Genomic DNA, 24916 nt, shown 5'->3' with positions numbered 1-24916 from the left:
CATGATTCGGCTCACCGCTGAACGCACACCGGCCGGCACCAGTTATCTGGCGACCGGCCAAGGCCACCCCGTGGTGCTGATCCACGGCGTCGGTCTGAACAAGGAAATGTGGGGCGGCCAGATCGTCGGCCTGGCCCCGCAGTTCCAGGTCATCGCCTACGACATGCTCGGCCATGGCGCCAGCCCGCGCCCCGAACCGGGCACCGGGCTGGTGGGCTACGCCGAACAGCTGCGCGAACTGCTGGACCATCTGAAGCTGGAGCGAGCCACGGTCATCGGCTTCTCCATGGGTGGCCTGGTGGCACGGGCCTTCGCCCTGCACCACCCGCAGTACCTGGAAGGCCTGGTGATCCTCAACAGCGTCTTCAACCGCAGCGCCGAACAGCGCGCCGGGGTGATCGAACGCACCCGCCAGGCCGCCGAGCACGGCCCGGATGCGAACGCGGAAGCGGCCCTGTCGCGCTGGTTCAGCCGCGAGTACCAGGCCGCCAATCCGGCGCAGATCGAGGCCATCCGTCAGACCCTTGCCAGCAATGATCCGCAGGGCTATCTGACTACCTATGAACTCTTCGCCACCCAGGACATGTACCGCACCGAGGACCTCCCCAGCATCAAGGTGCCGACCCTGGTCGCCACCGGCGAGCTGGACCCGGGCTCGACGCCCGAGATGGCCCGGCAACTGGCCGAGCGCATTCCCGGCGCGCGGGCGGTGGTGCTCGACGAGCAACGGCACATGATGCCGGTGGAGTCGCCGCGTCTGGTGAACCAGATGCTGCTGGACTTCCTCCACGAGGCAGAGACTTTCCAGAATCAAGCAAAGGGGATCGTCGCATGACGCTCGCACGCTTCCAGATGTGCATCGGCGGCCAGTGGGTCGATGCACTGTCCGGCAAGACCTTCCAAAGCCTCAACCCGGCCCTGGCCGAGCCCTGGGCGGAACTGCCCGATGCCGATGAAGCGGATGTCGAGCGTGCCGTGCAGGCGGCCCAGCAGGCGTTCGAGAACCCGGCCTGGCGCGGCCTCTCCGCCACCGTCCGTGGCAAGTTGCTGCGCCGCCTGGGCGACCTGATCGCCGAGAACAAGGAACACATGGCCCAGCTGGAAAGCCGCGACAACGGCAAGCTGATCCGCGAAACCCGCGGCCAGGTCGGCTACCTCCCGGAATTCTTCCACTACACCGCGGGCCTCGCGGACAAGCTGGAAGGCGGCACCCTGCCCATCGACAAGGCGGACATGTTCGCCTACACCGTCCACGAGCCCCTGGGCGTGGTGGCCGGCATCATTCCGTGGAACAGCCCGCTGTACCTCACCGCCATCAAGCTGGCCCCGGCGTTGGCCGCCGGCAACACCATCGTCCTGAAGCCCTCCGAGCACGCCTCGGCCACCATCCTGGAGCTGGCGCGCCTGGCCCTGGAAGCCGGCTTCCCGGCGGGCGTGGTCAACGTGGTCACCGGCTTCGGCCCGAGCACCGGCGCGGCCCTGACCCGCCATCCGCTGGTGCGCAAGATCGCCTTCACCGGCGGCGCCGCCACTGCCCGCCATGTGGTGCGCAGCAGCGCGGAGAACTTCGCCAAGCTGTCCCTGGAGCTGGGCGGCAAATCGCCCAACATCATCTTCGCCGACGCTGACCTGGACAGCGCCATCAATGGCGCCGTGGCCGGCATCTTCGCCGCCTCCGGGCAGAGCTGCGTGGCCGGCTCGCGCCTGCTGGTGCAGGACGAGATTTACGACGAATTCGTCGAGCGCCTGGTGGCGCGCGCCAAGCGCATCCGCATCGGCAATCCGCAGGACGACAGCAGCGAGATGGGTCCCATGGCCACTGCGCAGCAGCTCGCCGTGGTGGAAGGCCTGGTGGCCGACGCCCTGGCCGAAGGCGCGCGCCTGCGCCTGGGCGGCAAGCGTCCCGAGATCGACGCCAAGGGCTGGTACTACGAGCCCACCCTGTTCGAGTGCGACCGCAACTCGATGAAGATCATGCAGGAAGAAGTCTTCGGCCCCGTGGCCTCGGTGATCCGCTTCAAGGACGAGGCCGAAGCGCTGGCCATCGCCAACGACTCCCAGTTCGGCCTCGCCGCCGGCATCTGGACCCGCGACCTGGGCCGCGCCCACCGCATGGCCCGTGACGTGCGTTCGGGGATCATCTGGGTCAACACCTACCGTGCCGTGTCGGCCATGGCGCCCATCGGCGGTTTCCACAACAGCGGCTACGGCCGCGAGAGCGGCATCGATTCGGTGCTGGCCTACACCGAGCTTAAGACGGTGTGGATCAACCTCTCGCCGGCTCCGATGCCCGACCCCTTCGTGATGCGCTGAGAGGGCACCACCATGATCGAACCCGGTATCTACAAAGAAGTGATGGGCTCCTTTCCCTCCGGCGTCACCGTGGTCACCACCCTAGATGCCGACGGCGAAATCGTCGGCATCACCGCCAGCGCCTTCAGTGCCCTGTCCATCGACCCGGCCCTGGTGCTGTTCTGCCCCAACTACGCCTCGGACACCTACCCGGTGCTGCGCGATAGCAAGCAGTTCGCCATCCACCTGCTCTGCGCCGACCAGCAGGCCGAAGCCTACGCCTTCGCCAAGAAGGGCAAGGACAAGGCCAAGGGCATCGACTGGCACCTGAGCGAGCTGGGCAACCCACTGTTGTCCAAGGCCACCGCGATCATCGAATGCGAGCTGTGGCGGGAATACGACGGCGGCGACCACGCCATCATCGTCGGGGCGGTGAAGAACCTGATCCTGCCCAAGGACGAGGTCACGCCCATGGTCTACCACAAGGGCAAGCTTGGCGCCCTGCCGGAGATCGCCTGAGTCACCCTTCAGGGCCGTTCGCCACCACTCTCGGCAGCGGCCCTTTTTTATTCCTGGCCCATGTAGGGTGGGCTTCAGCCCACCGGCCGGGCCTGAGCAGGGAGAACCCGCAATGAGCAACGACAAATACGCCAAAGGCCTGGCAATCCGTACCCAAGTGCTGGGCGAGGCCTATGTGAACAAGTCCATCCAGAACGCCGACGACTTCACGCGCCCTCTGCAGGAGCTGGTCACGGAGTACTGCTGGGGCCACGTCTGGGGCCGGGACGGCTTATCGCTGAAAGAACGCAGCATGATAAACTTGGCCATGATTTCGGCACTCAACCGCCCTCACGAATTGAAGCTTCACGTTCGCGGCGCTCTGCGTAACGGCCTGTCCCGCGAACAGATTCGCGAGATCCTCCTGCAAGTCGGCATCTATTGCGGCGTGCCGGCAGCGGTGGACAGCTTCCGCATCGCGCGCGAGGCCTTCGCCGAGGCTGATTCCGAGGCCCAGGGTTGATTGCCGGCGCCACCCGATGATGGAGCACCCTCTGGTGCTCCTTCGTTTTTCCTACGGACAGCCATTACCAGAGCGGACCACATGAAACGCTTGCCCCTCGATGACAGCTTCAAGGTCAACCGCAATCCCGTCACCCTGCGCGAGATCGTCCTCGACAAGCTGCGGAGCGCCATCATGAACTTCCAGCTGCTGCCCGGCGATCGCCTGGTGGAGCGTGACCTCTGCGACCGGCTGGGCGTGAGCCGCACCTCGGTGCGTGAAGCCCTCCGCCACCTGGAATCCGAAGGCCTGGTGGAGTTCGCCGATGCCAAGGGTCCGCGCGTCGCCATCATCACTCTGGAAGACGCCTGCGACATCTACGAGCTGCGCTGCGTGCTCGAAGGCCTGATCGTCCAGCTCTTCACCCTCAACGCCAAGGCCAAGGACATCCGCGCCCTGGAGCGCGCCCTCGACGACAACCGCAAGGCCCTCGAAGAAGGCGAGCTGCAACAGGTGCTCGAGTCCGTCCAGGGCTTCTACGATGTGCTGCTGGAAGGCTCCGGCAACCACATCGCCGCCACCCAGCTGCGCCAGCTGCAGGCACGCATCAGCTACCTGCGCGCCACCTCCGTCTCCCAGGAGAACCGCCGCGGCGCCAGCAACAAGGAAATGGAACGCATCGTCGAAGCCATCAAGAGCGGCGACCCGCTGGCCGCCCACCAGGCGTCCGTGGACCACGTCCGCGCTGCCGCCAAGGTGGCCCTGGACTACCTCAAATCCAAGCAGGACGAACCGGGCAAGGTGCGCGAGATCGCCAACCCCATCGCCCTCAAAGAGCCGCGCATAGGACGCTGACGCCATGCCCGCCCCGCGCTTCTGTCCCGGCTGCGGCAGCGGCGGCCTGAGCCGCCAGCGTCCCGCCGGGGACACCCATGAGCGGCTGGTGTGCGCGGACTGCGGCTACATCCATTACGAAAACCCGAAGGTCATTGCCGGCTGCATCATCGAGCAGGACGGCAAGTACCTGCTTTGCCAGCGCGCCATTCCCCCTCGCCCCGGCACCTGGACGCTACCCGCCGGCTTCATGGAAAACGGCGAGACCACCGAGGAAGCGGCCTTGCGGGAGGTGTGGGAAGAAAGCGGCGTGCGCGCCGAGATCGTCTGCCCCTACTCCATCTTCAGCGTGCCGAAGATCAGCGAGGTCTACATCATCTTCCGCGCCATCGCCCTGGAAGTGACCGGCCAGCACGGGCCCGAGACCCTGGACTACCGCTTCTTCGCCCCCGAGGAGATTCCCTGGGAGAGCATCTACTACCCGGCGATCCGGCAGATCCTCGAGCGCTACATCGAGGAACGCGAGGCGGGGGTGTATGGGATCTACATGGGCAACGACGATACCGGGAAGATTCATTTCATCCGCTGAGGCGTTGCTCGCTCGCGCGACCGCCCCTACAGGAAAAGCGCCCCGATCAGGGCGCCACCCCCTCCACAATGATCACCTCCGCCTTCGCCACTCCTTGACGATATCCACAGGCTTCCTGGTACTCCGCCGAGCGGTAGCAGGCCAACGCCTGGTCGTAGGACTCGAACTCGATCACCACGCTGCGCTGTGGCGTCGCCCGGCCTTCCAGGGCTTCCGAACGGCCGCCACGGGCCAGCAGCTTGCCGCCATACTTGGCGAATGCCGCGGGCGCGCGGCGGGTGTATTCGCTGTAGCGCTCCGGGTCCTTCACATCGACGTGGGCGATCCAGTAAGCCTTCATGCTGACCTCTGCTGTTCCGGTTAAATTGGTATTATGGTATACCAGATTACTTTCCATTTTATCCAGCCAGGTGTCACACCATGCCGTTCAACCGCATCGAAGAAATCATCGAAGACTACCGCCAGGGCAAGATGGTCCTGCTGGTGGACGACGAAGACCGTGAGAACGAGGGCGACCTGCTGCTGGCCGCGGAGAAATGCACCCCCGAGGCGATCAATTTCATGGCCCGCGAAGCCCGTGGCCTGATCTGCCTGACCCTCACCGACGAGCGTTGCCAGCGCCTCGGCCTGGAGCAGATGGTGCCGGCCAACGGCAGCGCCTTCTCCACCGCCTTCACCGTGTCCATCGAGGCCGCCACCGGCGTGACCACCGGCATCTCCGCCGCCGACCGTGCCCACACCGTGCTCACCGCCGTCGCCGCCGATGCCAAGGCTGACGACCTGGTGCAGCCCGGCCATATCTTCCCCCTGCGCGCCCGCGAAGGCGGCGTGCTGACCCGCGCCGGCCACACCGAAGCCGGCTGCGACCTGGCGCGCCTGGCCGGCTTCTCCCCGGCCTCGGTCATCGTCGAAGTCATGAACGACGACGGCACCATGGCCCGCCGCCCGGACCTGGAAGCCTTCTCCGAGAAGTACGGGATCAAGATCGGCACCATCGCCGACCTGATCCACTACCGCCTCAGCACCGAACACACCGTCACCCGTATCGGCGAGCGCGACCTGCCCACGGTTCACGGCACCTTCCGCCTGGTCACCTACGAAGACCGCATCGAGGGCGGCGTGCACCTGGCCATGGTGATGGGCGACATCCACCGCGACGAACCCACCCTGGTGCGGGTGCATGTGATCGACCCGCTGCGCGACCTGGTCGGCGCCGAATACACCGGACCGAAGAACTGGACCCTCTGGGCCGCCCTGCAGAAAGTGGCCGAGGCCGGCCACGGCGTGGTGGTGGTGCTGGCCAACAACGAATCCTCCCAGGCCCTGCTCGAGCGCGTGCCGCAACTCACCCAGCCGCGCCGGCAGTACAGCCGTTCGCAGTCACGCATCTACTCCGAAGTAGGTACCGGCGCGCAGATCCTCCAGGACCTGGGCGTGGGCAAACTCCGCCACCTCGGCCCGCCCCTGAAATACGCCGGCCTCACCGGGTACGACCTGGAAGTGGTGGACACCCTGCCGTTCGAGGGCTGAGGCCGCGCAGGGTGTGGAGGCGAATTCATTCGCCATGGGCCGCGCAGCGGCCCCGTAAGGTGGACAACGCTTTTTTTGTCCACCAATCCGAGCCCAGCCGCACGTCGAATGGTGGATAGAAGAGCGCTATCCACCCTACGAACTGCTCGCGAATGGCTCGTGTGAAAGGCTTCCCGAGCAGAGTTCGCTCCTACACAACCCTTGGCGAATGAATTCGCCCCCACAACAGCCCCGCCCCACCACGCGGCTTCCAGCGACATCGGCGATGACCGGCAATGCGGAGGACTTGCAGAAAGTTTGGAATACCATAATATGACATTCCGTAGGCCGAGATAATTCGGGACCGCCTCCCGCCTCGACCACCCTTGAATCCCCCAGTGGGGTCCCTGCTCCTGATAAGCGGGTAGAAAGCGAAGCCCGCTTGCGTACAAACACAACAATGAGGGCAAGCCAGATGGTGTTCAAAAAACGTGCAACCGCGGTTCTCGCCGCAGCATTCCTGGCCGCGACCGGCACCGCTGCCATCGCCGCCGACAACCTCAGCTTCGTGAGCTGGGGCGGCACGACCCAGGATGCACAGAAACAGGCCTGGGCCGAGCCCTTCAGCGAAGCCAGCGGCATCCACGTGGTCCAGGACGGCCCCACCGACTACGGCAAGCTCAAAGCCATGGTCGAGAGCGGCAACGTGCAGTGGGACGTGGTGGACGTCGAGGCCGACTTCGCCCTGCGCGCCGCTGCCGAGGGCCTGCTGGAACCCCTGGACTTCAAGGTGATCCAGCGCGACAAGATCGACCCGCGCTTCGTTTCCGACCACGGCGTCGGCTCCTTCTTCTTCTCCTTCGTGCTCGGCTACAACCAGGGCAAGGTCGGCGGCAAGACGCCGCAGGACTGGACCGCCCTGTTCGACACCGCCAACTACCCGGGCAAGCGCGCCCTCTACAAGTGGCCGAGTCCCGGCGTGCTGGAACTGGCCCTGCTGGCTGACGGCGTGCCCGCCGACAAGCTCTACCCGCTGGACCTGGATCGCGCCTTCAAGAAGCTCGACACCATCAAGCAAGACATTGTCTGGTGGGGCGGCGGCGCCCAGTCCCAGCAGTTGCTGGCCTCTGGTGAAGCGACCCTCGGCCAGTTCTGGAATGGCCGCGTCTACGCCCTGCAACAGGACGGCGCGCCAGTGGGCGTGAGCTGGAAACAGAACCTGGTCATGGCCGACTTCCTGGTCATCCCCAAAGGCGCCAAGAACAAGGACGCGGCCATGAAGTTCCTGGCCAACGCCAGCAGCGCCAAGGGCCAGGCCGACTTCGCCAACCTCACCGCCTACGCCCCGGTGAACGTCGACAGCGTGGGCCAGCTCAAGGGCGATCTCGCCCCCAACCTCCCCACCGCCTACGCTAAGGATCAGATCACCCTCGACTACGCGTACTGGGCCAAGAACGGCCAGGAAATCGCCGCTCGGTGGAACGAATGGCTGGTCAAGTGAAGATGGCTGCCATTCAGCCCGGCTCGCAGGCCAAGGCCACCCGAGGCGCATCCCGCGCCTTGGGCGGCACCGACGTCAAGGCTGCGCCGATGAAGCAAGACAACCAGGCCGCGCTGCGCTGGCGCGGTGCCCGCAACCTGATTCCGGCCCTGCTCTTCCTCGGCCTGTTCTTCCTCGCACCGCTGATTGGCCTGCTCCTGCGCGGCGTCCTGGAGCCCACTCCGGGGCTGGGCAACTATGAGCAGCTGTTCGCCAACTCGGCCTATACCCGGGTGCTGTTCAACACCTTCGCCGTCGGCGGCCTGGTGACCCTGATCAGCCTGCTGCTGGGCTTCCCCCTGGCCTGGGTGATCACCCTGGTACCCCGTGGCTGGGGCCGCTGGCTGCTGAACATCGTCCTGCTGTCGATGTGGACCAGCCTGCTGGCGCGCACTTACTCCTGGCTGGTGCTGCTGCAGGCGTCCGGCGTGATCAACAAGGTCCTGATGGCGCTGGGCATCATCGATCAGCCCCTGGAGATGGTGCACAACCTCACCGGCGTGGTGATCGGCATGAGCTACATCATGATCCCGTTCATCGTGCTGCCGCTGCAGGCCACCATGTCCGCCATCGACCCGATGGTGCTGCAGGCCGGCTCGATCTGCGGCGCCAGCCCCTGGACCAACTTCTTCAAGGTGTTCCTGCCGCTGTGCCGTCCGGGCCTGTTCTCCGGTGGCCTGATGGTCTTCGTCATGTCGCTGGGTTACTACGTCACCCCGGCCCTACTGGGTGGGGCGCAGAACATGATGCTGCCGGAGTTCATCGTCCAGCAGGTGCAGTCCTTCCTCAACTGGGGCCTGGCCAGCGCCGCCGCCGCGTTGCTGATCGTCATCACCCTGGCGCTGTTCTACGTCTACCTGAAGCTGCAACCGGAATCCCCGGTGGCTTCCAGTACTGCGAGGTAAGCCATGCTGCTGTCACCCAATGCCATGGGCCTGCGCCTGCGCATCGGCCTCTACCTCACGACGGGGACGATCGCAGCCTTCCTGCTGCTGCCGATCCTGTTCATCGTGCTGCTGTCCTTCGGCTCCTCCCAGTGGCTGGTGTTCCCGCCGCCGGGCTGGACGCTGAAGTGGTACGACCAGTTCTTCTCCAACGCCGAGTGGATGGAGTCGGCCCTGGCCAGCCTCAAGGTGGCCGTGCTGACCACCTTCTGCTCCGTGGCCCTGGGTCTGCCCACCGCCTTCGCCCTGGTGCGCGGCAAGTTCCCCGGCCGGGAGTTTCTCTACGGCCTGTTCACCCTGCCGATGATCGTGCCGCTGGTGATCATCGCCGTGGCCGTGTACGCCCTCTTCCTCAAGCTGGGCTACACCGGGACGCTGTTCTCCTTCGTGGTCAGCCACGTGATCGTCGCGTTGCCGTTCACGATCATCTCGATCATCAACTCGCTGAAGCTGTTCGATCAGTCCATCGAGGATGCCGCGGTGATCTGCGGTGCCTCGCGGCTGCAGGCGGTATTCAAGGTGACCTTCCCGGGGATTCGCCCCGGCATGATGGCCGGTGCCCTGTTCGCCTTCCTGGTCTCCTGGGATGAAGTGGTGCTGAGCGTGATGATGGCCAGCCCGACCCTGCAGACCCTGCCCGTGAAAATGTGGACCACCCTGCGCCAGGACCTGACCCCGGTGATCGCCGTCGCCTCGACGCTGCTGATCGGTCTGTCCGTACTGGTCATGGTGATCGCCGCCGTGCTGCGCCGGCGCAACCCTGCAAGCGCCTGAGCGCCGAGGTAACGAAAATGAGTGCCGTGATCCAAGACACCCGCGTAAACAAGACCCTGGTCAGCCTGCGCAACCTGAACAAGCACTACGGCGACTTCACCGCCGTGGACAACATCAACCTGGACATCCAGGACGGCGAGTTCCTCACCTTCCTCGGCTCCAGCGGCTCCGGCAAGAGCACCACGCTATCCATGCTGGCCGGCTTCGAGACGCCCAGCTCCGGCGAAATCCTGGTGGACGGCAAGTCCCTGGTGAACGTGCCGCCCCACAAGCGCGACATCGGCATGGTGTTCCAGCGCTACTCGCTGTTCCCGCACCTCAACGTGCGCGACAACATCGGCTTCCCCCTGGACATTCGCAAGCAGGCCGCGGGCGAACGCGAGCGCCGCGTCGAGTCCATGCTCAAGCTGGTGCAGCTGGAGAAGTTCGCCCAGCGTCGCCCGGCCCAGCTTTCCGGCGGCCAGCAACAGCGCGTGGCCATTGCCAGGGCGCTGGTGTACGAACCGCGCATCCTGCTGATGGACGAACCCCTGGGCGCCCTGGACAAGAAGCTGCGCGAAGACCTGCAGGACGAACTGCGCCACCTGCACCGCCGCCTCGGCATCACCATCGTCTACGTGACCCACGACCAGGAAGAAGCCATGCGCCTGTCCCAGCGCATCGCCATCTTCAGCCACGGCCGCATCGTTGGCCTCGGCAGCGGCTACGACCTCTACCAGGACCCGCCGAATGCCTTCGTGGCGTCCTTCCTCGGCAACTCCAACTTCCTCAAGGTGAAGGCCCAGGGCAATGCCGTGGCCAGCTTCGAGAACCAGCCGCTGGCCATCCGCCCCACCGCTGGCCTGAAGAACGATCAGGAACTGGTGCTGATGGTGCGCCCGGAAAAGGCCCAGGTACTGACCCCGGAACAGGCCGCCGCGCAGCCCCTGGCCGCCGGCTGGAACCAGATCCAGGCCAAGGTGACGGAAACCGTGTTCCTCGGCGAAAGCCTGACCTGCAGCGTGACCACTGCGGGCGGCACCAGCCTGACCCTGAAGGAACTCTCCGGCGCCACCGCGCCCCTGCAACCGGGTGCGCAAGTCCTGGTGCGCTGGGCCGCAGCGGATGCCTGCGTCTACACCGAGTGGAACGAAAGCGACCTGGCCAAGGGCGCCGGGGCGCATTGAGGACAGGGATCGAGCATCCCTCATTCGTGGCGGATGCTCGATCCTGCTCCACGCGCCTGGTTTCCACGAAGCCCGCCAACGGCTGGTGCGCACAGCGCACCCTACCCAGCCGGCTCCATCGCTCTGCGTAGGGTGCGCCATGCGCACCGCTGCGGGTTCCCAACCTCTCGCCACACCCCTGCCGGAATTCCGTCACTGTCAAAAACCGGAATCCAGCACCACTGCAAAATTCCTCTCCAATCCCCTGAAACCCCCATATTTGGGGGCTCTACCGCCTGTGCCAGGGTTTTGACCTTTCGCAATACAGGGCTCGCAACCCACGTTGACACACCTTGTTACAGCGAAAAGGATTACCGCGAGGCCAACGTGCCACAACTGCCTCGCACCTGATGTCGCGTGCCGCGGCGCGGCCATTTTCGTAGTTGCAGCGCCAGTGACCTCCGCCCCACCCCGTGCCTCTTTCCAGTGGCCCGCTCCCTCTCTCGATGTGTTCCTCTGCCTTCGATAGCGAGGTGGGTATGTCTGCCCGGAATTCGCGTGTGATCTCGAAAGCCCTGGACAAGGTGCCAAGGGTCTTCAGGTCCTCAGGTTTCTTCATTGGCGCCCTGATGGCGCTAGACCTCTACGCAGCGGTCGCCGTACCGCTGGACCTGTTCGGTCCGCCCCCCGCAGACGACCCATCGCACTTCACCGGCCCGCCGGAGAACCCGCAGGCGGCGCTGGACGCCCTGGAGACTGCCGCACCGGCCAATACCGGTTCCTTCGAGCTGCCCAACGGCCAGGTGGGAGACCGCACCACGCCGCGGGCTGACAACGTTCTGCCGCCGGCCCAGCAGACCCGCTTCAACTACCCCACCAATGGCAAGCCGAGCCCCCTGTTCAACGCCCAACCCTTTACCCAGCAGATGATGCTGTTCGAAGTCTTCGGCCTGGAACCGCTGAACCCGACGACACCGGCCCAATCCATCCCCTTCCCGGCGCCGACCCTGGGCTCGGCTCCCGAGCAGGACACCGGCGACGTCGCCCGCAGCGGCCCTTCCGGTGCCGACCTGGACGCCTTCCTTGGCCAGCCGGGCCTGTCGCCCTTCCCCACCCAGTACGCCAACTCCCTGGACCCCAACCCCTGGAGAACGGAGATCGGCGATTTCCTGCACCGGCAGATAACCGGGGCCGCAGAGGGCCGCCCGCCGGGCATGGGCTGGTCGCACCAGCGCTGGAACGAGTTCTACCCACAGATGGCGATCCAGACGGCCCAGGCCGGCGCTCGCACCAATGGCGGTGTCCGCGACCAGTACCAGCGGCACCACTATGCCGAAGGTGAATTCGCGCCGGGCGGGCTCTACTTCAACACCGCCGGACTGCCCACCACCAACGGAACCACCGCCACCATCCAACCGCGTTTCCACCCCAACATGCCGGTTCAGGACCACAACGCCCTGTGGACCTTCGACGGCACCTTCCCGCCCAAATTGCTGATGGTCCGCTACGGACAACCGGTGCTGTTCCGCCATTACAACGCCCTGCCCATCGATCCGGCGGCCAACCGTGGCTTCGGCCTGCACACCCTCAGCACCCACGAGCACAACGGCCACACCCCGGCGGAGAGCGACGGCTACACCAACGCCTTCTTCTTCCCCGGCCAGTACTACGACTACCGCTGGCCCATCCAACTGGCCGGCTACGACACCATCAACACCACCGCCGGCGACCCGCGCGCGGCCTTCCCCTGCGAGGACGGCGAAACCCTCTGGGTCAACGACACCCATCCCGGCCTCAAGACCTGCCAGAACGGCCGGATCCAGATTCGCGGCGACTGGCGGGAGACCATGAGCACCCACTGGTTCCACGACCACATGCTCGATTTCACCGCGCAGAACGTCTACAAAGGCGACGCCGCGATGATGAACTACTACAGCGCCCTGGACCGGGGTAACGAAGCCGTCGACGACGGCGTGAACCTGCGCTTCCCCAGCGGCACCGGGCTGGCCTGGGGCAACCGCGATTACGACGTCAACCTGCTGGTGGCGGACAAGGCCTGGGATCAGCAGGGCCAGCTCTGGTTCAATCCCTTCAACACCGACGGCTTCCTCGGCGACCAGGTGCTGGTCAACTGGCAGTTCAAGCCCTGGTTCGACGTGCGCGCCCGCAGCTACCGCTTCCGCATTCTCAACGGCTCGGTATCCCGCTACCTCAAGCTGGCCCTGGTGCGTGAAATCAAGGGCACCAGCGGCGAGTTCAAGGGGCCGAAAGGATCGGGCGTTTCCTATGCGCGGGTGCCGTTCCACATGATCGCCAACGACGGCAACATCATGGAACACGCCGTGCCCTTCGACGGCACCATGGACCTGGACCGCGACGGCAACTTCAAGGACCACTTCGGCATCCTGCCCATCCAGGGCATCGCCGAGCGCTACGACATCGTCGTCAACTTCGCCAAGAACGGCGTCAAGGCCGGGGACAAGCTCTACTTCGTCAACGTCCTGGAGCATGAGACCGGCAAGGGCAGCAAGCAGGAAATCGCCCTCGCCGACATCCTCTCCGAGAAGTACAAGGCGGTGATCAAGCAGACCAGCACCGGCCCGATGTGGGACAGGGGCGACCCGGCGGTGGGCAAGGTCCTCGAACTGCGGGTTCAGGCCTACAGCGGCCAGGACCTGGCCATGAACCCCGCCGACTACGAGCCGGCCAAACCCGGCAAGGCGGAAGGCAAGGTGATGATTCCGCTGACCCTGCATCCGGATAATCCCAATGACCGCCAGCTGCTGAGCCAGACGCGCCACCGCAGCTTCGTCTTCGGCCGCACCAACGGCACGGATGAAACCCCCTGGACCGTCAGGACCGACGGCGGCCAGGGCTTCAACATGGACCCACGGCGCATCGCCGCCGCCCCGCAACTGGCCAATGGCCCGACGCCGGCCGGCTATAGCGGCTCCGGCACCCTGGAAATCTGGAAGATCCAGAACGGCGGCGGCGGCTGGGCGCACCCGGTCCATGTGCACTTCGAGGAAGGCATCGTCCTCAGCCGCGGCGGCCTGCCGCCACCGGAATGGGAAAAGTGGGCGCGCAAGGACGTCTATCGCATCGGCGAAGACAGTGAAAGCCAGCAGGTGGTGGAAATGGCCGTGCATTTCCGCGAGTTCGCCGGGACCTACATGGAGCACTGTCACAACACCCAGCATGAGGACAACTCCATGCTGCTGCGCTGGGACATCGAGCATCCCGGCCAGGTCCAGCTGATGCCCACGCCCCTGCCCAGCTGGGACGGCGTGAGCTACGTGGACTCCGTCGCCCTGCCGACCTTCCGCAGCGGCGACGGCACCGGCCAGACCGCACGCTGAGCGCAAATCTGGGCGGAGCCTCAGGGCTCCGCCCCCACCAGGAGTCGACGTCATGCGCCATGCCAGACCGCTGCTGTTCGCGTTCGTTGCCCTGGTACTGGTCACCGCCGGTATCGCCGACTGGCTGACGCCCAGACACCCGCCACACGCCTCCGGCCCCTGGGGCAGGGACTACTTCCCCAACCCCGAACTGATCGATCAGAACGGCCGGCACGTGCGCTTTTTCGACGACCTGATCGAAGGCAAGGTGGTGGCAATCAATTTCATCTTCACCAGCTGCGGCGACTCCTGCCCGCTGGAGACGGCCCGCCTTCGCCAGGTCCAGAAGATCCTTGGCGACCGGGTCGGACGCGACCTGTACTTCTACTCCATCAGCATCGACCCCATCCACGACACCCCCGACGTGCTCAAGGCCTATGCCCAGAAGTTCAAGGTGGCGCCGGGCTGGCAGTTCCTCACCGGCGACTACGACGAGATCACCCACCTGCGGGAAAAGCTCGGCCTGCTGGTCCCCGGGGATGATCCGGGCAATCTCAAGCAGCACAACCTCAGCCTGGTGATCGGCAACCAGGCCACCGGCGAGTGGATGAAGGTCTCCCCGTTCGAGAACCCCTACATACTCGCCGACAAGCTCGGCAACGGCCTGCAGAACTGGCGCCAGGCCAACCCGAGCGCGCGCAGCTACGCCGACGCCCCGGCCATCCGCACGCCCTCGACCGGCGAGCAGGTGTTTCGCACCCGTTGCAGCGCCTGCCACACCCTCGGCCCGCAAGACGGCGAACTGGGCGGCCTGCGCGGCATCGGCCCGGACCTGCTCGGCGTCACCCGCCTGCGCGACCCGCAATGGCTGACCCGCTGGCTCAAGGAACCCGATGTCATGCTCGCCGAGAAAGACCCGCTGGCCATCGAGCTCTACCGCCAGTACAACCAGGTCCCCATGCCCAACCTGCGCCTGACCGATGTGGATATCCAGGCGCTGATCCGCTACCTGGATGAAGAAACGCTGCGCCAGGCGCAGCGCTGATATCCCGCGCACCCTCTCTTTGTAGGGGCGAATTCATTCGCCAAGGGCAACGCAGTTGCCCCGACGGCCCCACCTTCCTATGGACACACCACCCGCTCATTGGCCCGTGCCATCTCTTCCACCAGGAAATCGATGAAGACCCGGGTCTTCTGCGGCAGGCGGCGGGCGGAGGGGTAGACGGCGTTGATGCTGATGGGCGGTGCCTGCCACTCGCAGAGCAGCGTCACCAGCCGGCCGGCGGCCAGGGCTTCGTCGACGATGAAACTGGGCAGCAGCGTGATGCCCATGCCGGCCTCGGCGGCCTGGGCGAGGAAGTCGCCGTTGTTGGCGTGGAGTGGACCGGTCACCTGCACGCGGCGGGTTTCCGTGCCGTTGCTGAGGGCCAGGCCGACCCCACTTTGCAGATAGCCGTAGCAGAGGAAGGCATGGCCGGCGAGGTCCTCCGGCGATTCGGGCATACCCGCCCGTTCCAGGTAGGCGGGCGATGCCACCAGATAGCGCGGCGCCGGCGCGATGGTGCGGGCCACCATGGAAGAGTCCGCCAGGCTGGCGATGCGGATGGTCACATCGAAGCCGCCGCGCACCGGGTCCACCTGCTGGTCGCTGAGCACCAGTTGCAGCTCGATCTGCGGATGCCGCTCATGGAAGAGCGGAATCAGCGGCCCCAGCTTGCGCAGCCCGAAGGACATGGGCGCGTTCACCCGCAGCACGCCGCGCAACTCCCCCACCCCCTCCCGCGCCCGCTGTTCGGCTTCATCGAGGCTCGCCAGCAGGTCCCGCGCCGACTCGAAATACTCCGCCCCCGCTTCGGTCAGGTGAAGGCTGCGCGTGGTGCGCACCAGCAGCTGCACACCAATGGTCTCCTCCAGCGCCTGCACCTGCTTGCTCACCGTGGAGCGTGGCAGGTCCAGCGCCCGCGCCGCAGCGGCAAAGCCATTGCTGCGCACGGTTTCGATGAAAGCACGCATGCACTCGACCCTGTCCATCAATGTCTCCAATTCAGAATCAATGAATTTCAATTTTAGCTAATTGTTTCCATCTATGGGCTAGCACAAACTTAATCCCACGTCGGAACCAAACAGCCTTCACGGAGAAGGCACCGGCCAGGAAGAAAGCCAAAAAACCACTGCTCCAGGAGAAATGCCATGTCCATCCGCGAACTGCTGAACCCGACCAACTCCGCCCTGATCCTGATCGACCACCAGCCGCAAATGGCCTTTGGCGTGCAGTCCATCGACCGCCAGCAACTGAAGAACAACACCGTAGCCCTGGCCAAAAGCGCCAAGATCTTCAACGTTCCGACCATCCTCACCTCCGTGGAAACCGAAAGCTTCAGCGGCTACATCTGGCCGGAACTGCTGGGTGTGTTCCCTGGCCAGCAGCCCGTCGAGCGCACCTCGATGAACTCCTGGGAAGACGAGAAATTCGTCGCCGCCGTGAAAGCCACTGGCCGCAAGAAACTGGTGATGGCCGCCCTCTGGACCGAAGTGTGCCTGACCTTCCCCGCCCTGGAAGCCATCGAAGCCGGCTACGAGGTCTACATTGTTACCGATGCCTCCGGCGGCACCTCCCAGGAAGCCCACGACATGGCCGTGCAGCGCATGATCCAGGCCGGTGCGATCCCGGTGACCTGGCAGCAGGTCCTGCTCGAGTACCAGCGTGACTGGTCGAAGCGCGAAAGCTACGACGCCGTGATGGAGCTGGTGCGGGAGCACAGCGGCGCCTACGGCATGGGCGTGGACTACGCCTACACCATGGTGCACAAGGCCCCCCAGCGCCAGGTGAAGTAAGCCCCCAGGCCGGACGCGCCCGCCGCGTCCGGCCCTCTTCCATCCGCTGAAGGGAGCACACCACGATGATCCCAGACGACGTCGTGACCCTGCTGGTTCGCCACCAGGTCAAGCAAGGACAGGAACAGCAATACGAAGCCTGGCTGCGCCGCATCGTCGGCATCGCCAAGGGTTACCCCGGTCACCTCGGCATCGATGTGGTGCGCGACCGCAAGGACGGCCTGCACCTGTTCACATCCATCCTGCGCTTCGCCAGCACCGCCCAATTGCAGACCTGGCTGGATTCCACCGAGCGCCGCCAGCTGATCGAAGAGGTCAGCCCCCTGCTCGCCGATGGCGACCAACTGGAAATCAACCCCGAGCGGGAGTTCTGGTTCACCCCGGCCCCGGCCGATATGCCCCAGCCCCCGCGCTGGAAGCAGGCCTGCGTGACCTTCCTGGTGATCCTGCCCCTGGCCCTGCTGGTGCCGCTGCTCTGGCAGCCGTTGTTCAAGGTCGCCCCCTGGCTGGGCGGTTATGTACCGAGCAACGTGGTGATCACCGCCAGCATCGTGCTGCTGGTTGTCTATCTTTTCATGCCGCCGGTGACGCGCTTCTTCGCCGGTTGGCTGAACCAACGCTGAGCCCAGGGAGGGTTCCATGAGCGACGATCCGTCCAGCAACAGCCGCCGCCAGTTCCTCGCCGCCAGCACCGTGCTCGGTGCCGCCGGCGCGCTCTGGTCCGCGCTGCCCTTCTCCGCCAATGCCACGACTTCAGGGGGCTCCATGTTTGCCGATCTGATCCTGTTCAACGGTCGCTTCCACACGGTCGACCGCGCCAAGCCCACCGCCAGCGCCGTGGCCATCAAGGATGGCAAGTTCCTCGCCGTCGGCACCGACGCCGAGGCCATGGCCCTGCGCGGCGACGCCACCCGGGTGATCGACCTCAAGCAGCGCACCGTCATCCCCGGCCTCAACGACTCGCACCTGCACCTGATCCGTGGCGGCCTCAACTACAACCTGGAGCTGCGCTGGGAAGGCGTGCCGTCCCTGGCCGACGCCCTGCGCATGCTCAAAGAGCAGGCCGAGCGCACCCCCAGCCCGCAGTGGGTGCGGGTGGTCGGGGGCTGGAACGAATTCCAGTTCGCCGAGAAGCGCATGCCGACCCTGGACGAGATCAACCGCGCGGCGCCGGACACCCCGGTGTTCCTCCTCCACCTCTATGACCGTGCGCTGCTCAACCGCGCCGCGCTGAAAGCGGTGGGCTACACCAAGGACACCCCCAACCCGCCCGGCGGCGAGATCCAGCGCGACGCCAACGGCAACCCCACCGGCATGCTGATCGCCCGCCCCAACGCCACCATCCTCTACGCGACCCTGGCCAAGGGGCCGAAGCTGCCGCTGGAGTACCAGGTCAACTCCACCCGCCAGTTCATGCGCGAGCTGAACCGCCTCGGCCTGACCAGCGCCATCGACGCCGGCGGCGGCTACCAGAACTACCCGGACGACTACCAGGTGATCCAGGAACTGGCCCAGCAGGACCAGCTCACCGTGCGCATCGCCTACAACCTGTTCACCCAGAAGCCCAAGGAGGAACTCCAGGACTTCCAGAACTGGAGCAAGCAGGTCAAACCGGGCGACGGCAGCGACTTCTTCCGCCACAACGGCGCCGGCGAGATGCTGGTGTTCTCCGCCGCCGACTTCGAGGACTTCCTCGAACCGCGCCCGGACCTGCCGCAGACCATGGAGCAGGAACTGGAACCGGTGGTGCGCCACCTGGTGGAGCAGCGCTGGCCGTTCCGCCTGCACGCCACCTACGACGAATCCATCTCGCGCATGCTCGACGTGTTCGAGCGGGTCAACCGCGACATCCCGTTCAACGGCCTGCCCTGGTTCTTCGACCACGCCGAGACCATCAGCCCGAAGAACATCGAGCGCGTGCGCGCCCTCGGCGGCGGCATCGCCATCCAGGACCGCATGGCCTTCCAGGGCGAATACTTCGTCGACCGCTACGGCGCCCAGGCGGCCGAGAAAACCCCGCCGATCCAGCGCATGCTCAGCGAGGGTGTACCGGTGGGCGCCGGCACCGACGCCACCCGCGTGTCCAGCTACAACCCCTGGACCTCGCTCTACTGGCTGGTCAGCGGCAAGACCGTCGGCGGCCTGGAGCTGTACCCCCAGGGCCTGTCCCGCGCCACCGCGCTGGAACTGTTCACCCACGGCAGCGCCTGGTTCTCCAGCGAGCAGGGCAAGAAGGGGCAGATCAAGGTGGGCCAGTTGGCCGACCTGGCGGCGCTGTCGGCGGACTTCTTCAGCGTCGAGGAAGAGGCGATCAAGTGGATCGAGTCGGTGCTGACCGTGGTCGACGGCAAGGTGGTCTACGCCGCCGGCGAATTCGACCCATTCGGCCCCCGGCAACTGCCGGTGCTGCCCGAGTGGTCGCCGGTGGCCAAGGTGCCCGGCCACTGGAAGCCCAGCGCGCCGCTCACCGCCCAGGTGCACCAGTGCGTCGGCGCCTGCGCGGTGCACGCCCATAGCCACGAGCGGGCGCGCCAGTCGAGCGTGCCGGTGAGTGACTACCAGGGCTTCTGGGGGGCGTTGGGGTGTTCCTGTTTCGCCTTCTGACACGGGCGACTCCCCTGGCCCCTACAAAAAAGCGGCGGGTGCCAACGCTCGACCTCATCAGTGCGACGAACGCGGGCTACACGGTATTCGCTGTCATCGACGCGTCAGGCACGTACTCCAAGATGGCCCAGGACGACGCCGCCCAGTCGGCAGCCGCCTATAGTCATGTATTCCCGCACTACCCACTGCTGATCGAGCGCCACAGGAAGGCCCAGCAGGTGGCCAGGGACCACGAAGTGCCGGACTCGCAACGCTGCCCCCAAGCTGTTCGCCTCACAAAGGCGGGCAACCCACAAAAGCAAGGAGACTCAACCATGTCGTTCCAATACAAGCGTCTGGACAAGAACAACGCCGCTGTACTGCTGGTCGATCACCAGGCCGGCCTGCTGTCGCTGGTGCGGGATATCGAGCCCGACAAGTTCAAGAACAACGTGCTGGCCCTGGGTGACCTGGCCAAGTACTTCAAGCTGCCCACCATCCTCACCACCAGCTTCGAAACCGGCCCCAACGGCCCGCTGGTACCGGAACTGAAAGAGCAGTTCCCCGACGCGCCCTACATCGCCCGCCCCGGCAACATCAACGCCTGGGACAACGAAGACTTCGTCAAGGCCGTGAAGGCCACCGGCAAGAAGCAGTTGATCATCGCCGGCGTGGTCACCGAGGTCTGCGTGGCCTTCCCGGCACTGTCGGCCCTGGAAGAGGGCTTTGAGGTCTTCGTGGTCGCCGATGCCTCCGGCACCTTCAACGAAGTCACCCGTGACGCCGCCTGGCGCCGCATGGAGGCCGCCGGCGCCCAACTGATGACCTGGTTCGGCGTGGCCTGCGAATTGCACCGCGACTGGCGCAATGACATCGAGGGCCTGGCTGCGCTGTTCTCCAACCACATCCCCGATTACCGCAACCTCATCACCAGCTACACCACCCTCACCGCCGGCAAATAAGCCGCCCGGAAGCCGCGTCGCATTGACGCGGCTTCCTCACCGATTACCGTCCCTGCTCTAAAATGTCGCCCCCGCATCACCAAGAACGAGGAGTGACCCATGCCCCACGACGGTAACCTGCTGCAAGCGGCGCTGATTTTCCTGCTTGCCACCGTCATCGCCGTGCCCCTGGCCAAGCGCCTGCAACTGGGGGCCGTGCTGGGCTACCTGCTGGCGGGCGTACTGATAGGGCCCTCGGTTCTGCGCCTGATCGACGACACGGAAAGTGTCAGCCGCTTTTCCGAACTGGGCGTGGTGCTGCTGCTCTTCATCATTGGCCTGGAACTGTCGCCCCGGCGGCTCTGGGTCATGCGCCACTCGGTGTTCGGCATGGGCCTGGCCCAGGTGCTGCTGACCGGCCTGACCATAGGCACGGTCGCCTGGCTGTTCTTCGCCCAGTCACTGAACACCGCGGCCGTGGTGGGCATTGGCCTGGCCCTGTCATCCACCGCCTTCGGCCTGCAATTGCTGGCCGAGCGCAAGGAGCTGACCGCGCCCCATGGCCGCCTGGCCTTCGCCATCCTTTTATTTCAGGACATTGCCGCCATCCCGTTGATCGCCCTGATGCCGGTGCTGGCCGGCACCGGCGAACTGGCGGCTGACCGCGACTCCCTGGTCCACCTGCTCCAGGTGATAGGCAGCGTGGGCGCGGTGATCATCGGCGGACGCTACCTGCTGCGTCCGGTCTTCCGCGTCGTGGCGCGGACCGGTCTGCGCGAGGTGTCCACCGCCACGGCCCTGCTGGTGGTGATCGGCACCGCCTGGTTGATGGAGCTGGCCGAGGTCTCCATGGCCCTGGGCGCCTTCATTGCCGGGGTCCTGCTGGCGGACTCCGAATACCGCCACGAACTGGAATCCCATATCGAGCCCTTCAAGGGCCTGCTGCTGGGGCTGTTCTTCATCAGCGTGGGCATGAGCGCCGACCTTGGCCTGCTGCTGAGCGAACCGCTGTCGGTCATCGGCCTGACGCTGATCCTGGTGTTGATCAAGATGCCCCTGCTCTACCTGATCGGTCGCTATGCCGGCGGTCTGGACAAGGCCCATGCGGTGCGCCTGGGCATTGTGCTGGCGGCCGGTGGCGAATTCGCCTTCGTGGTGTTCAAGCTGGCCTTTGAACAGGGCCTGCTGGACGCCCGCCTGCACGACTTGCTGGTGCTCACCATCACCCTGTCCATGGCCGTCACGCCACTGCTGGTGCTGTTCCTGTTCCGTATGTTCAAGGCGAAGCAGGCGCAGGTTCCGGTGCCACCGGAATACAAGAACATCGAAAGCGACGAGCCACGGGTGGTGGTCGCCGGCATGGGCCGCATGGGGCAGATCATCGCGCGGGTCCTGCGCGCCCAGCGCGTACCCTTCGTGGCGCTGGACACGGCGGTGGAGATGATCGAATACGGCCGCAGCCTGGGCAGGATGCCGATCTTCTATGGCGACCCGCTGCGCCCGGAAATCCTCCGCGCGGCCAAGGTGGACAAGGCGGAGTTCCTCATCGTCGCCACCGACGATCCGGAAACCAATCTCAAGATCGCCGAGCTGGTGAAGCGCCACTTTCCGCACGTGAAGGTCATTGCCCGCGCGCGCAACCGCCAGCATGTGCACCGCCTGCTGGACCTGGGCGCCGTACCGATACGGGAGACCTTCCACTCGGCCCTGGAAATGAGTCGCCAGGCATTGCTGGGCCTGGGCCTCGACGAAGACCAGGCCAACGCCCGCATCCGCCGTTTCCAGCGCCACGACGAGGAAGTACTGGCTGCCCAGCACCAGGTCTACGACGATGACGCCGCCGTGATCCAGACCGCCCGCGAGGCCCGCGCCGAGCTGGAGCACCTGTTCGACGCGGACCTGATCGAGGAAAAGGGCGTCAAATGACGCCCTTTTCCTGCGGCAGTGGGTTCATTCGCGACATCCTTCGTTCAGGAAGAAACGGCTTCCAGGGCCGGCACATTGCAGCGCCGCACGCACTCGACGAACTCTGCCGGCGGTAAGGGCTTGGCGAACAGGTAGCCCTGGAACTGCTGGCAGCCGATGCTCGTCAGGAAATCGCGCTGGGATTCGGTCTCCACGCCTTCGGCGATCACCGTCATCCCCATGCTCTGCCCCAGCGCGATCACCGTTCGCACGATGGTCTCGCTGCTGGCATCGGTCAGCACATCGCAGATGAAGGAACGATCGATCTTCAGCATGTTCAGTGGCAATCGCTTGAGGTGGCTCAGGGACGAGAAGCCCGTGCCGAAGTCATCCAGGGAGAAGCGAACGCCCTGCTCCACCAGCGCCGACATCTTGCGCGTGAGGTCCTCGATGTCCTGCACGATCAGGGTTTCGGTCAGTTCCAGTTCAAGCCGCCGCGCCTCGATGCCGTACCCCTCGAGCAGCGCCAGCACCTCCGGCACGAAAGTGGATTGGCGAAACTGTTTCTGGCTGATGTTCACCGCCAGGCACAACTGACGGAGCAACGGATCGTCCTTCCAGGCGCGCAGCTGCGCGCACGTCTGCTGCAGCACCCATTGGCCGATGGGGATGATCAGCCCCGTTGTCTCCGCGTGATCGATGAACTCCCCGGGCGGCAGCAACCCGCGCTGCGGGTGCTGCCAACGGATCAGCACCTCGGCGCCAACGACCCGGTTGGCGATATCCAGTTGGGGTTGGTAGTACAGCCTGAACTGCTCCTCGCGAAGCGCCGTGCGCAAGTCACGGTCCAGCTCCGAGCGCTCCGCCGCGTCGGTTTGCAGGATGTGCAGCAGCATGAACAGCATCGTCGCGGACGCCACGCCCTGCACCCAGGAACCGATCACCCGCACCTCGTCCGGCAGGCTGTAGCCGGTGATGGGGCTCCAGGATGACGCCGCCAGGCAGGTGAACAGCGCCAGGCAAAGCGAGGCGGCGCCATAGCGCAGCCACGTGGGCTCGTCGCGAAAGGCCATCAGCGCCGCCACAGCCAGCGGCAGGAAGTACAGGTGGGACGCCCTGGGGGCTGCGGCGGTGGGCACGTCCAGCAGCAGGGTCGACACCAGGATGATGACGATCAGCACCCCGAACAGCAGCAGATTGGCGCTGCGCGCGTGGTTGCTCAGGGTCAGGAAAAACACGCTGAGGCCGCACAGGATCAGCGCCAGGTCCATCCACACGATGCCCCAGGCACCCCGCAGCGAGAAGTAGCCACCCCACAAGCAGCCCATCAGCACCATCAGCCCACTGGCCAGCATACGCATGCGCCGCTCCCGCCGCTGACCGATCAGAACCAGGTCGGACGATTGCCAGAACTGATGAATTCGCTTGAGAGAAGCCGAGATGGAAGTCATGGAAAATCCCTTTGCCGACTTATCCATTCTTGAAGCTGCTGGCGTGATTGCAAATTGACATGCGATCAAAGGACAGCGCAAAGGGGCGGCTGGTCAGGCCGAAGGGCTGTCATTGGGGTGAATTCGCCCCCACAGAAAAGCAGGCCGCCGCTTTCGTAGGATGTGGCGGGCGGCGTTCCGCTAGAGCGAAGCGAAACCCATCAGCGGTGGTCGGGATCCCTCCGACGTCACGGCGCCCCGAACATCATGGTCCAGTAAATGCCGTTTTCGCTGCGGGTCTCCGACGCATAGGCGGCGCCGACCTGGGTGAACCTGGGGTTCATCAGGTTGGCGCAATGGCCGGGGCTGGCGAGCCAGCTGTCCATGGCCGCTCGGGGTGAGCCCTGGCCGGCGGCGATGTTCTCGCCCACTTGCTTGCCCCGATAACCCGCCGCACGCGCCCGGTCGAAGGGTGAATCGCCGTCGGGGCCTTCGTGGGAGAAATAGTCGCGCTTGGCCATGGAGCGGCTGTGCTGCTGGGCGGCGCTGCCGAGGGCGGAGCTCCAGGTCAGCGGGCGGGCGGCGGCGAAGCGTTTCCAGCCGCACATGCGCGGTTTTGCCCGGGCCGCGTTGACCTGCGCCAGCAGCGCCTGCCCGGCCGAGCGGGCATCGCCCAACTGGGCAGCCGTGGCCATCGGCTGCGCCAGCACCACACGCCACTGGTTGCCGCTGCGACTGATGCCGATGTCGGACACCTGGCGGTCCAGCAGGTCTTCGCAGTAATCGCCGCTGAGCATCCTGAAGGCCGCCTTGGCGTCCCGCGCACCGGACAGGCGGATGGTGCGCACCTCCCCGGCCGGGTAGCCGGCATCGCGCAGGCCCCGTCGCAGTTCGCCCCGGTATTCCACCGGCAAGGCCAGGTTCGACTTCAGCACCAGCGGTGGGGCCGCCCGGAATGTGCGCCATTCACAGCGCTGGCTGTGGGTGCGGTAGTCGTTGATGGCAGCCAGCAGTTGCCGCTCATCACCGGCTTGGGCGGGGCTTGCCAGGAAGGGCATCAGGGCAACGGGGAACAAGGGGACCAGGCGAAGCGATCGAGCGAATGGGCGCATGAAGGTTCTTGCGAGAGGGGGAAGAGGAAATCGAGCCTGCGATGAGACTGCGGCGCCGGGGCAAGGTTCAGGGCCGGCCACTCCACCCAACCGCCGGTGCGCACGGCGCACCCTACCCGCCGCGCCGTGCGCACCAACGGCCGGC

General features: G+C 65.6%; 22 protein-coding genes. 18 read left to right on the top strand and 4 right to left on the bottom strand.

The genetic code is table 11. The annotated features are described in order from the left end of the window. The first annotated feature begins 1 nt into the window (after window position 1). From TQ98_RS06010 to TQ98_RS05985, 6 genes are all read left to right on the top strand, one after another. The gene (locus TQ98_RS06010; protein WP_044875178.1) at window positions 2-835 is read left to right on the top strand and encodes an alpha/beta fold hydrolase; all 834 of its coding nucleotides are present in this window, start codon (window positions 2-4) and stop codon (window positions 833-835) included. Continuing rightward, window positions 832-2313, top strand: coding sequence for an aldehyde dehydrogenase (locus TQ98_RS06005; RefSeq protein ID WP_044875179.1), 1482 nt, complete (start codon window positions 832-834; stop codon window positions 2311-2313). Before TQ98_RS06010 ends, TQ98_RS06005 begins: the two co-directional genes overlap by 4 nt. 12 nt (window positions 2314-2325) lie before the next feature. Then, window positions 2326-2811, top strand: a complete 486-nt coding sequence (locus TQ98_RS06000) for a flavin reductase family protein (protein ID WP_044875180.1) — start codon at window positions 2326-2328, stop codon at window positions 2809-2811. A 112-nt stretch (window positions 2812-2923) separates the two neighbouring features. Continuing rightward, on the top strand, window positions 2924-3313 hold the full coding sequence (locus tag TQ98_RS05995) for a carboxymuconolactone decarboxylase family protein (RefSeq protein WP_044875181.1): 390 nt from the start codon (window positions 2924-2926) through the stop codon (window positions 3311-3313). Between the two features lie 81 nt (window positions 3314-3394). Next, window positions 3395-4147, top strand: coding sequence for a GntR family transcriptional regulator (locus TQ98_RS05990; RefSeq protein ID WP_044875182.1), 753 nt, complete (start codon window positions 3395-3397; stop codon window positions 4145-4147). Between the two features lie 4 nt (window positions 4148-4151). Beyond that, window positions 4152-4715, top strand: coding sequence for an NUDIX hydrolase (locus TQ98_RS05985; RefSeq protein WP_044875183.1), 564 nt, complete (start codon window positions 4152-4154; stop codon window positions 4713-4715). Window positions 4716-4761: 46 nt separating this feature from the next. Here TQ98_RS05985 and TQ98_RS05980 read toward each other — a convergent pair whose 3' ends face one another. Next, complete coding sequence (locus TQ98_RS05980; protein WP_044875184.1) at window positions 4762-5055, bottom strand: DUF1330 domain-containing protein; 294 nt, start codon at window positions 5053-5055, stop codon at window positions 4762-4764. Between the two features lie 80 nt (window positions 5056-5135). Between TQ98_RS05980 and ribBA the strand changes: the two genes are divergently transcribed. From ribBA to TQ98_RS05945, 7 genes are all read left to right on the top strand, one after another. Then, entirely contained in the window at window positions 5136-6245 is a 1110-nt protein-coding gene (ribBA, locus tag TQ98_RS05975; RefSeq protein ID WP_044875185.1) for a bifunctional 3,4-dihydroxy-2-butanone-4-phosphate synthase/GTP cyclohydrolase II, read from the top strand. Between the two features lie 454 nt (window positions 6246-6699). Continuing rightward, window positions 6700-7725 carry an ABC transporter substrate-binding protein gene (locus TQ98_RS05970; protein WP_103102890.1) on the top strand — a complete coding sequence of 342 codons (1026 nt, stop codon included), beginning with the start codon at window positions 6700-6702 and terminating at the stop codon, window positions 7723-7725. After that, window positions 7710-8669 (top strand): ABC transporter permease, encoded by a 960-nt coding sequence (locus TQ98_RS05965; protein WP_044875188.1) that lies wholly within the window; start codon window positions 7710-7712, stop codon window positions 8667-8669. The genes TQ98_RS05970 and TQ98_RS05965 overlap by 16 nt, the downstream gene beginning before the upstream one ends. Before the next feature lie 3 nt (window positions 8670-8672). Further along, window positions 8673-9482 (top strand): ABC transporter permease, encoded by an 810-nt coding sequence (locus TQ98_RS05960; protein WP_044875189.1) that lies wholly within the window; start codon window positions 8673-8675, stop codon window positions 9480-9482. 17 nt (window positions 9483-9499) lie between these two features. Further along, on the top strand, window positions 9500-10648 hold the full coding sequence (locus TQ98_RS05955; RefSeq protein ID WP_044875190.1) for an ABC transporter ATP-binding protein: 1149 nt from the start codon (window positions 9500-9502) through the stop codon (window positions 10646-10648). A 608-nt stretch (window positions 10649-11256) separates the two neighbouring features. Then, window positions 11257-13986: a multicopper oxidase domain-containing protein gene (locus TQ98_RS05950; RefSeq protein WP_103103127.1), complete on the top strand. Its 2730-nt coding sequence runs from the start codon at window positions 11257-11259 to the stop codon at window positions 13984-13986. Window positions 13987-14038: 52 nt separating this feature from the next. Continuing rightward, the gene (locus TQ98_RS05945) at window positions 14039-15010 is read left to right on the top strand and encodes an SCO family protein (RefSeq protein WP_044875191.1); all 972 of its coding nucleotides are present in this window, start codon (window positions 14039-14041) and stop codon (window positions 15008-15010) included. A 77-nt stretch (window positions 15011-15087) separates the two neighbouring features. Here the strand turns inward: TQ98_RS05945 and TQ98_RS05940 are convergent, their stop codons facing one another. Further along, on the bottom strand, window positions 15088-15996 hold the full coding sequence (locus TQ98_RS05940) for a LysR family transcriptional regulator (protein ID WP_044875192.1): 909 nt from the start codon (window positions 15994-15996) through the stop codon (window positions 15088-15090). A gap of 159 nt (window positions 15997-16155) precedes the next feature. Here TQ98_RS05940 and TQ98_RS05935 point away from each other — a divergent pair, with 159 nt between their 5' ends. From TQ98_RS05935 to TQ98_RS05915, 5 genes are all read left to right on the top strand, one after another. Beyond that, a complete protein-coding gene (locus TQ98_RS05935) occupies window positions 16156-16800 on the top strand; it encodes a hydrolase (protein WP_044875193.1) in 645 nt (214 codons plus the stop codon). Window positions 16801-16865: 65 nt separating this feature from the next. Beyond that, window positions 16866-17423 (top strand): antibiotic biosynthesis monooxygenase, encoded by a 558-nt coding sequence (locus tag TQ98_RS05930; protein ID WP_177410157.1) that lies wholly within the window; start codon window positions 16866-16868, stop codon window positions 17421-17423. 16 nt (window positions 17424-17439) lie between these two features. Further along, window positions 17440-19404 carry an amidohydrolase family protein gene (locus TQ98_RS05925; RefSeq protein WP_103102889.1) on the top strand — a complete coding sequence of 655 codons (1965 nt, stop codon included), beginning with the start codon at window positions 17440-17442 and terminating at the stop codon, window positions 19402-19404. 314 nt (window positions 19405-19718) lie between these two features. Then, window positions 19719-20345 carry an isochorismate family cysteine hydrolase YcaC gene (gene ycaC / locus TQ98_RS05920; protein ID WP_044871669.1) on the top strand — a complete coding sequence of 209 codons (627 nt, stop codon included), beginning with the start codon at window positions 19719-19721 and terminating at the stop codon, window positions 20343-20345. A gap of 99 nt (window positions 20346-20444) precedes the next feature. Then, window positions 20445-22250 carry a monovalent cation:proton antiporter-2 (CPA2) family protein gene (locus tag TQ98_RS05915; RefSeq protein WP_044871670.1) on the top strand — a complete coding sequence of 602 codons (1806 nt, stop codon included), beginning with the start codon at window positions 20445-20447 and terminating at the stop codon, window positions 22248-22250. Window positions 22251-22294: 44 nt separating this feature from the next. Here TQ98_RS05915 and TQ98_RS05910 read toward each other — a convergent pair whose 3' ends face one another. Next, on the bottom strand, window positions 22295-23680 hold the full coding sequence (locus TQ98_RS05910; RefSeq protein ID WP_044871671.1) for an EAL domain-containing protein: 1386 nt from the start codon (window positions 23678-23680) through the stop codon (window positions 22295-22297). A 227-nt stretch (window positions 23681-23907) separates the two neighbouring features. Next, a complete protein-coding gene (locus tag TQ98_RS05905) occupies window positions 23908-24771 on the bottom strand; it encodes a CAP domain-containing protein (protein WP_044871672.1) in 864 nt (287 codons plus the stop codon). Window positions 24772-24916 lie beyond the last annotated feature (145 nt).

Source organism: Pseudomonas sp. LFM046 (assembly GCF_000949385.2).
Taxonomy (GTDB): Bacteria; Pseudomonadota; Gammaproteobacteria; order Pseudomonadales; family Pseudomonadaceae; genus Metapseudomonas.
The sequence above is the reverse complement of the archived record's forward strand: the minus strand, read 5'-3'. Positions and strand labels throughout refer to the sequence as shown.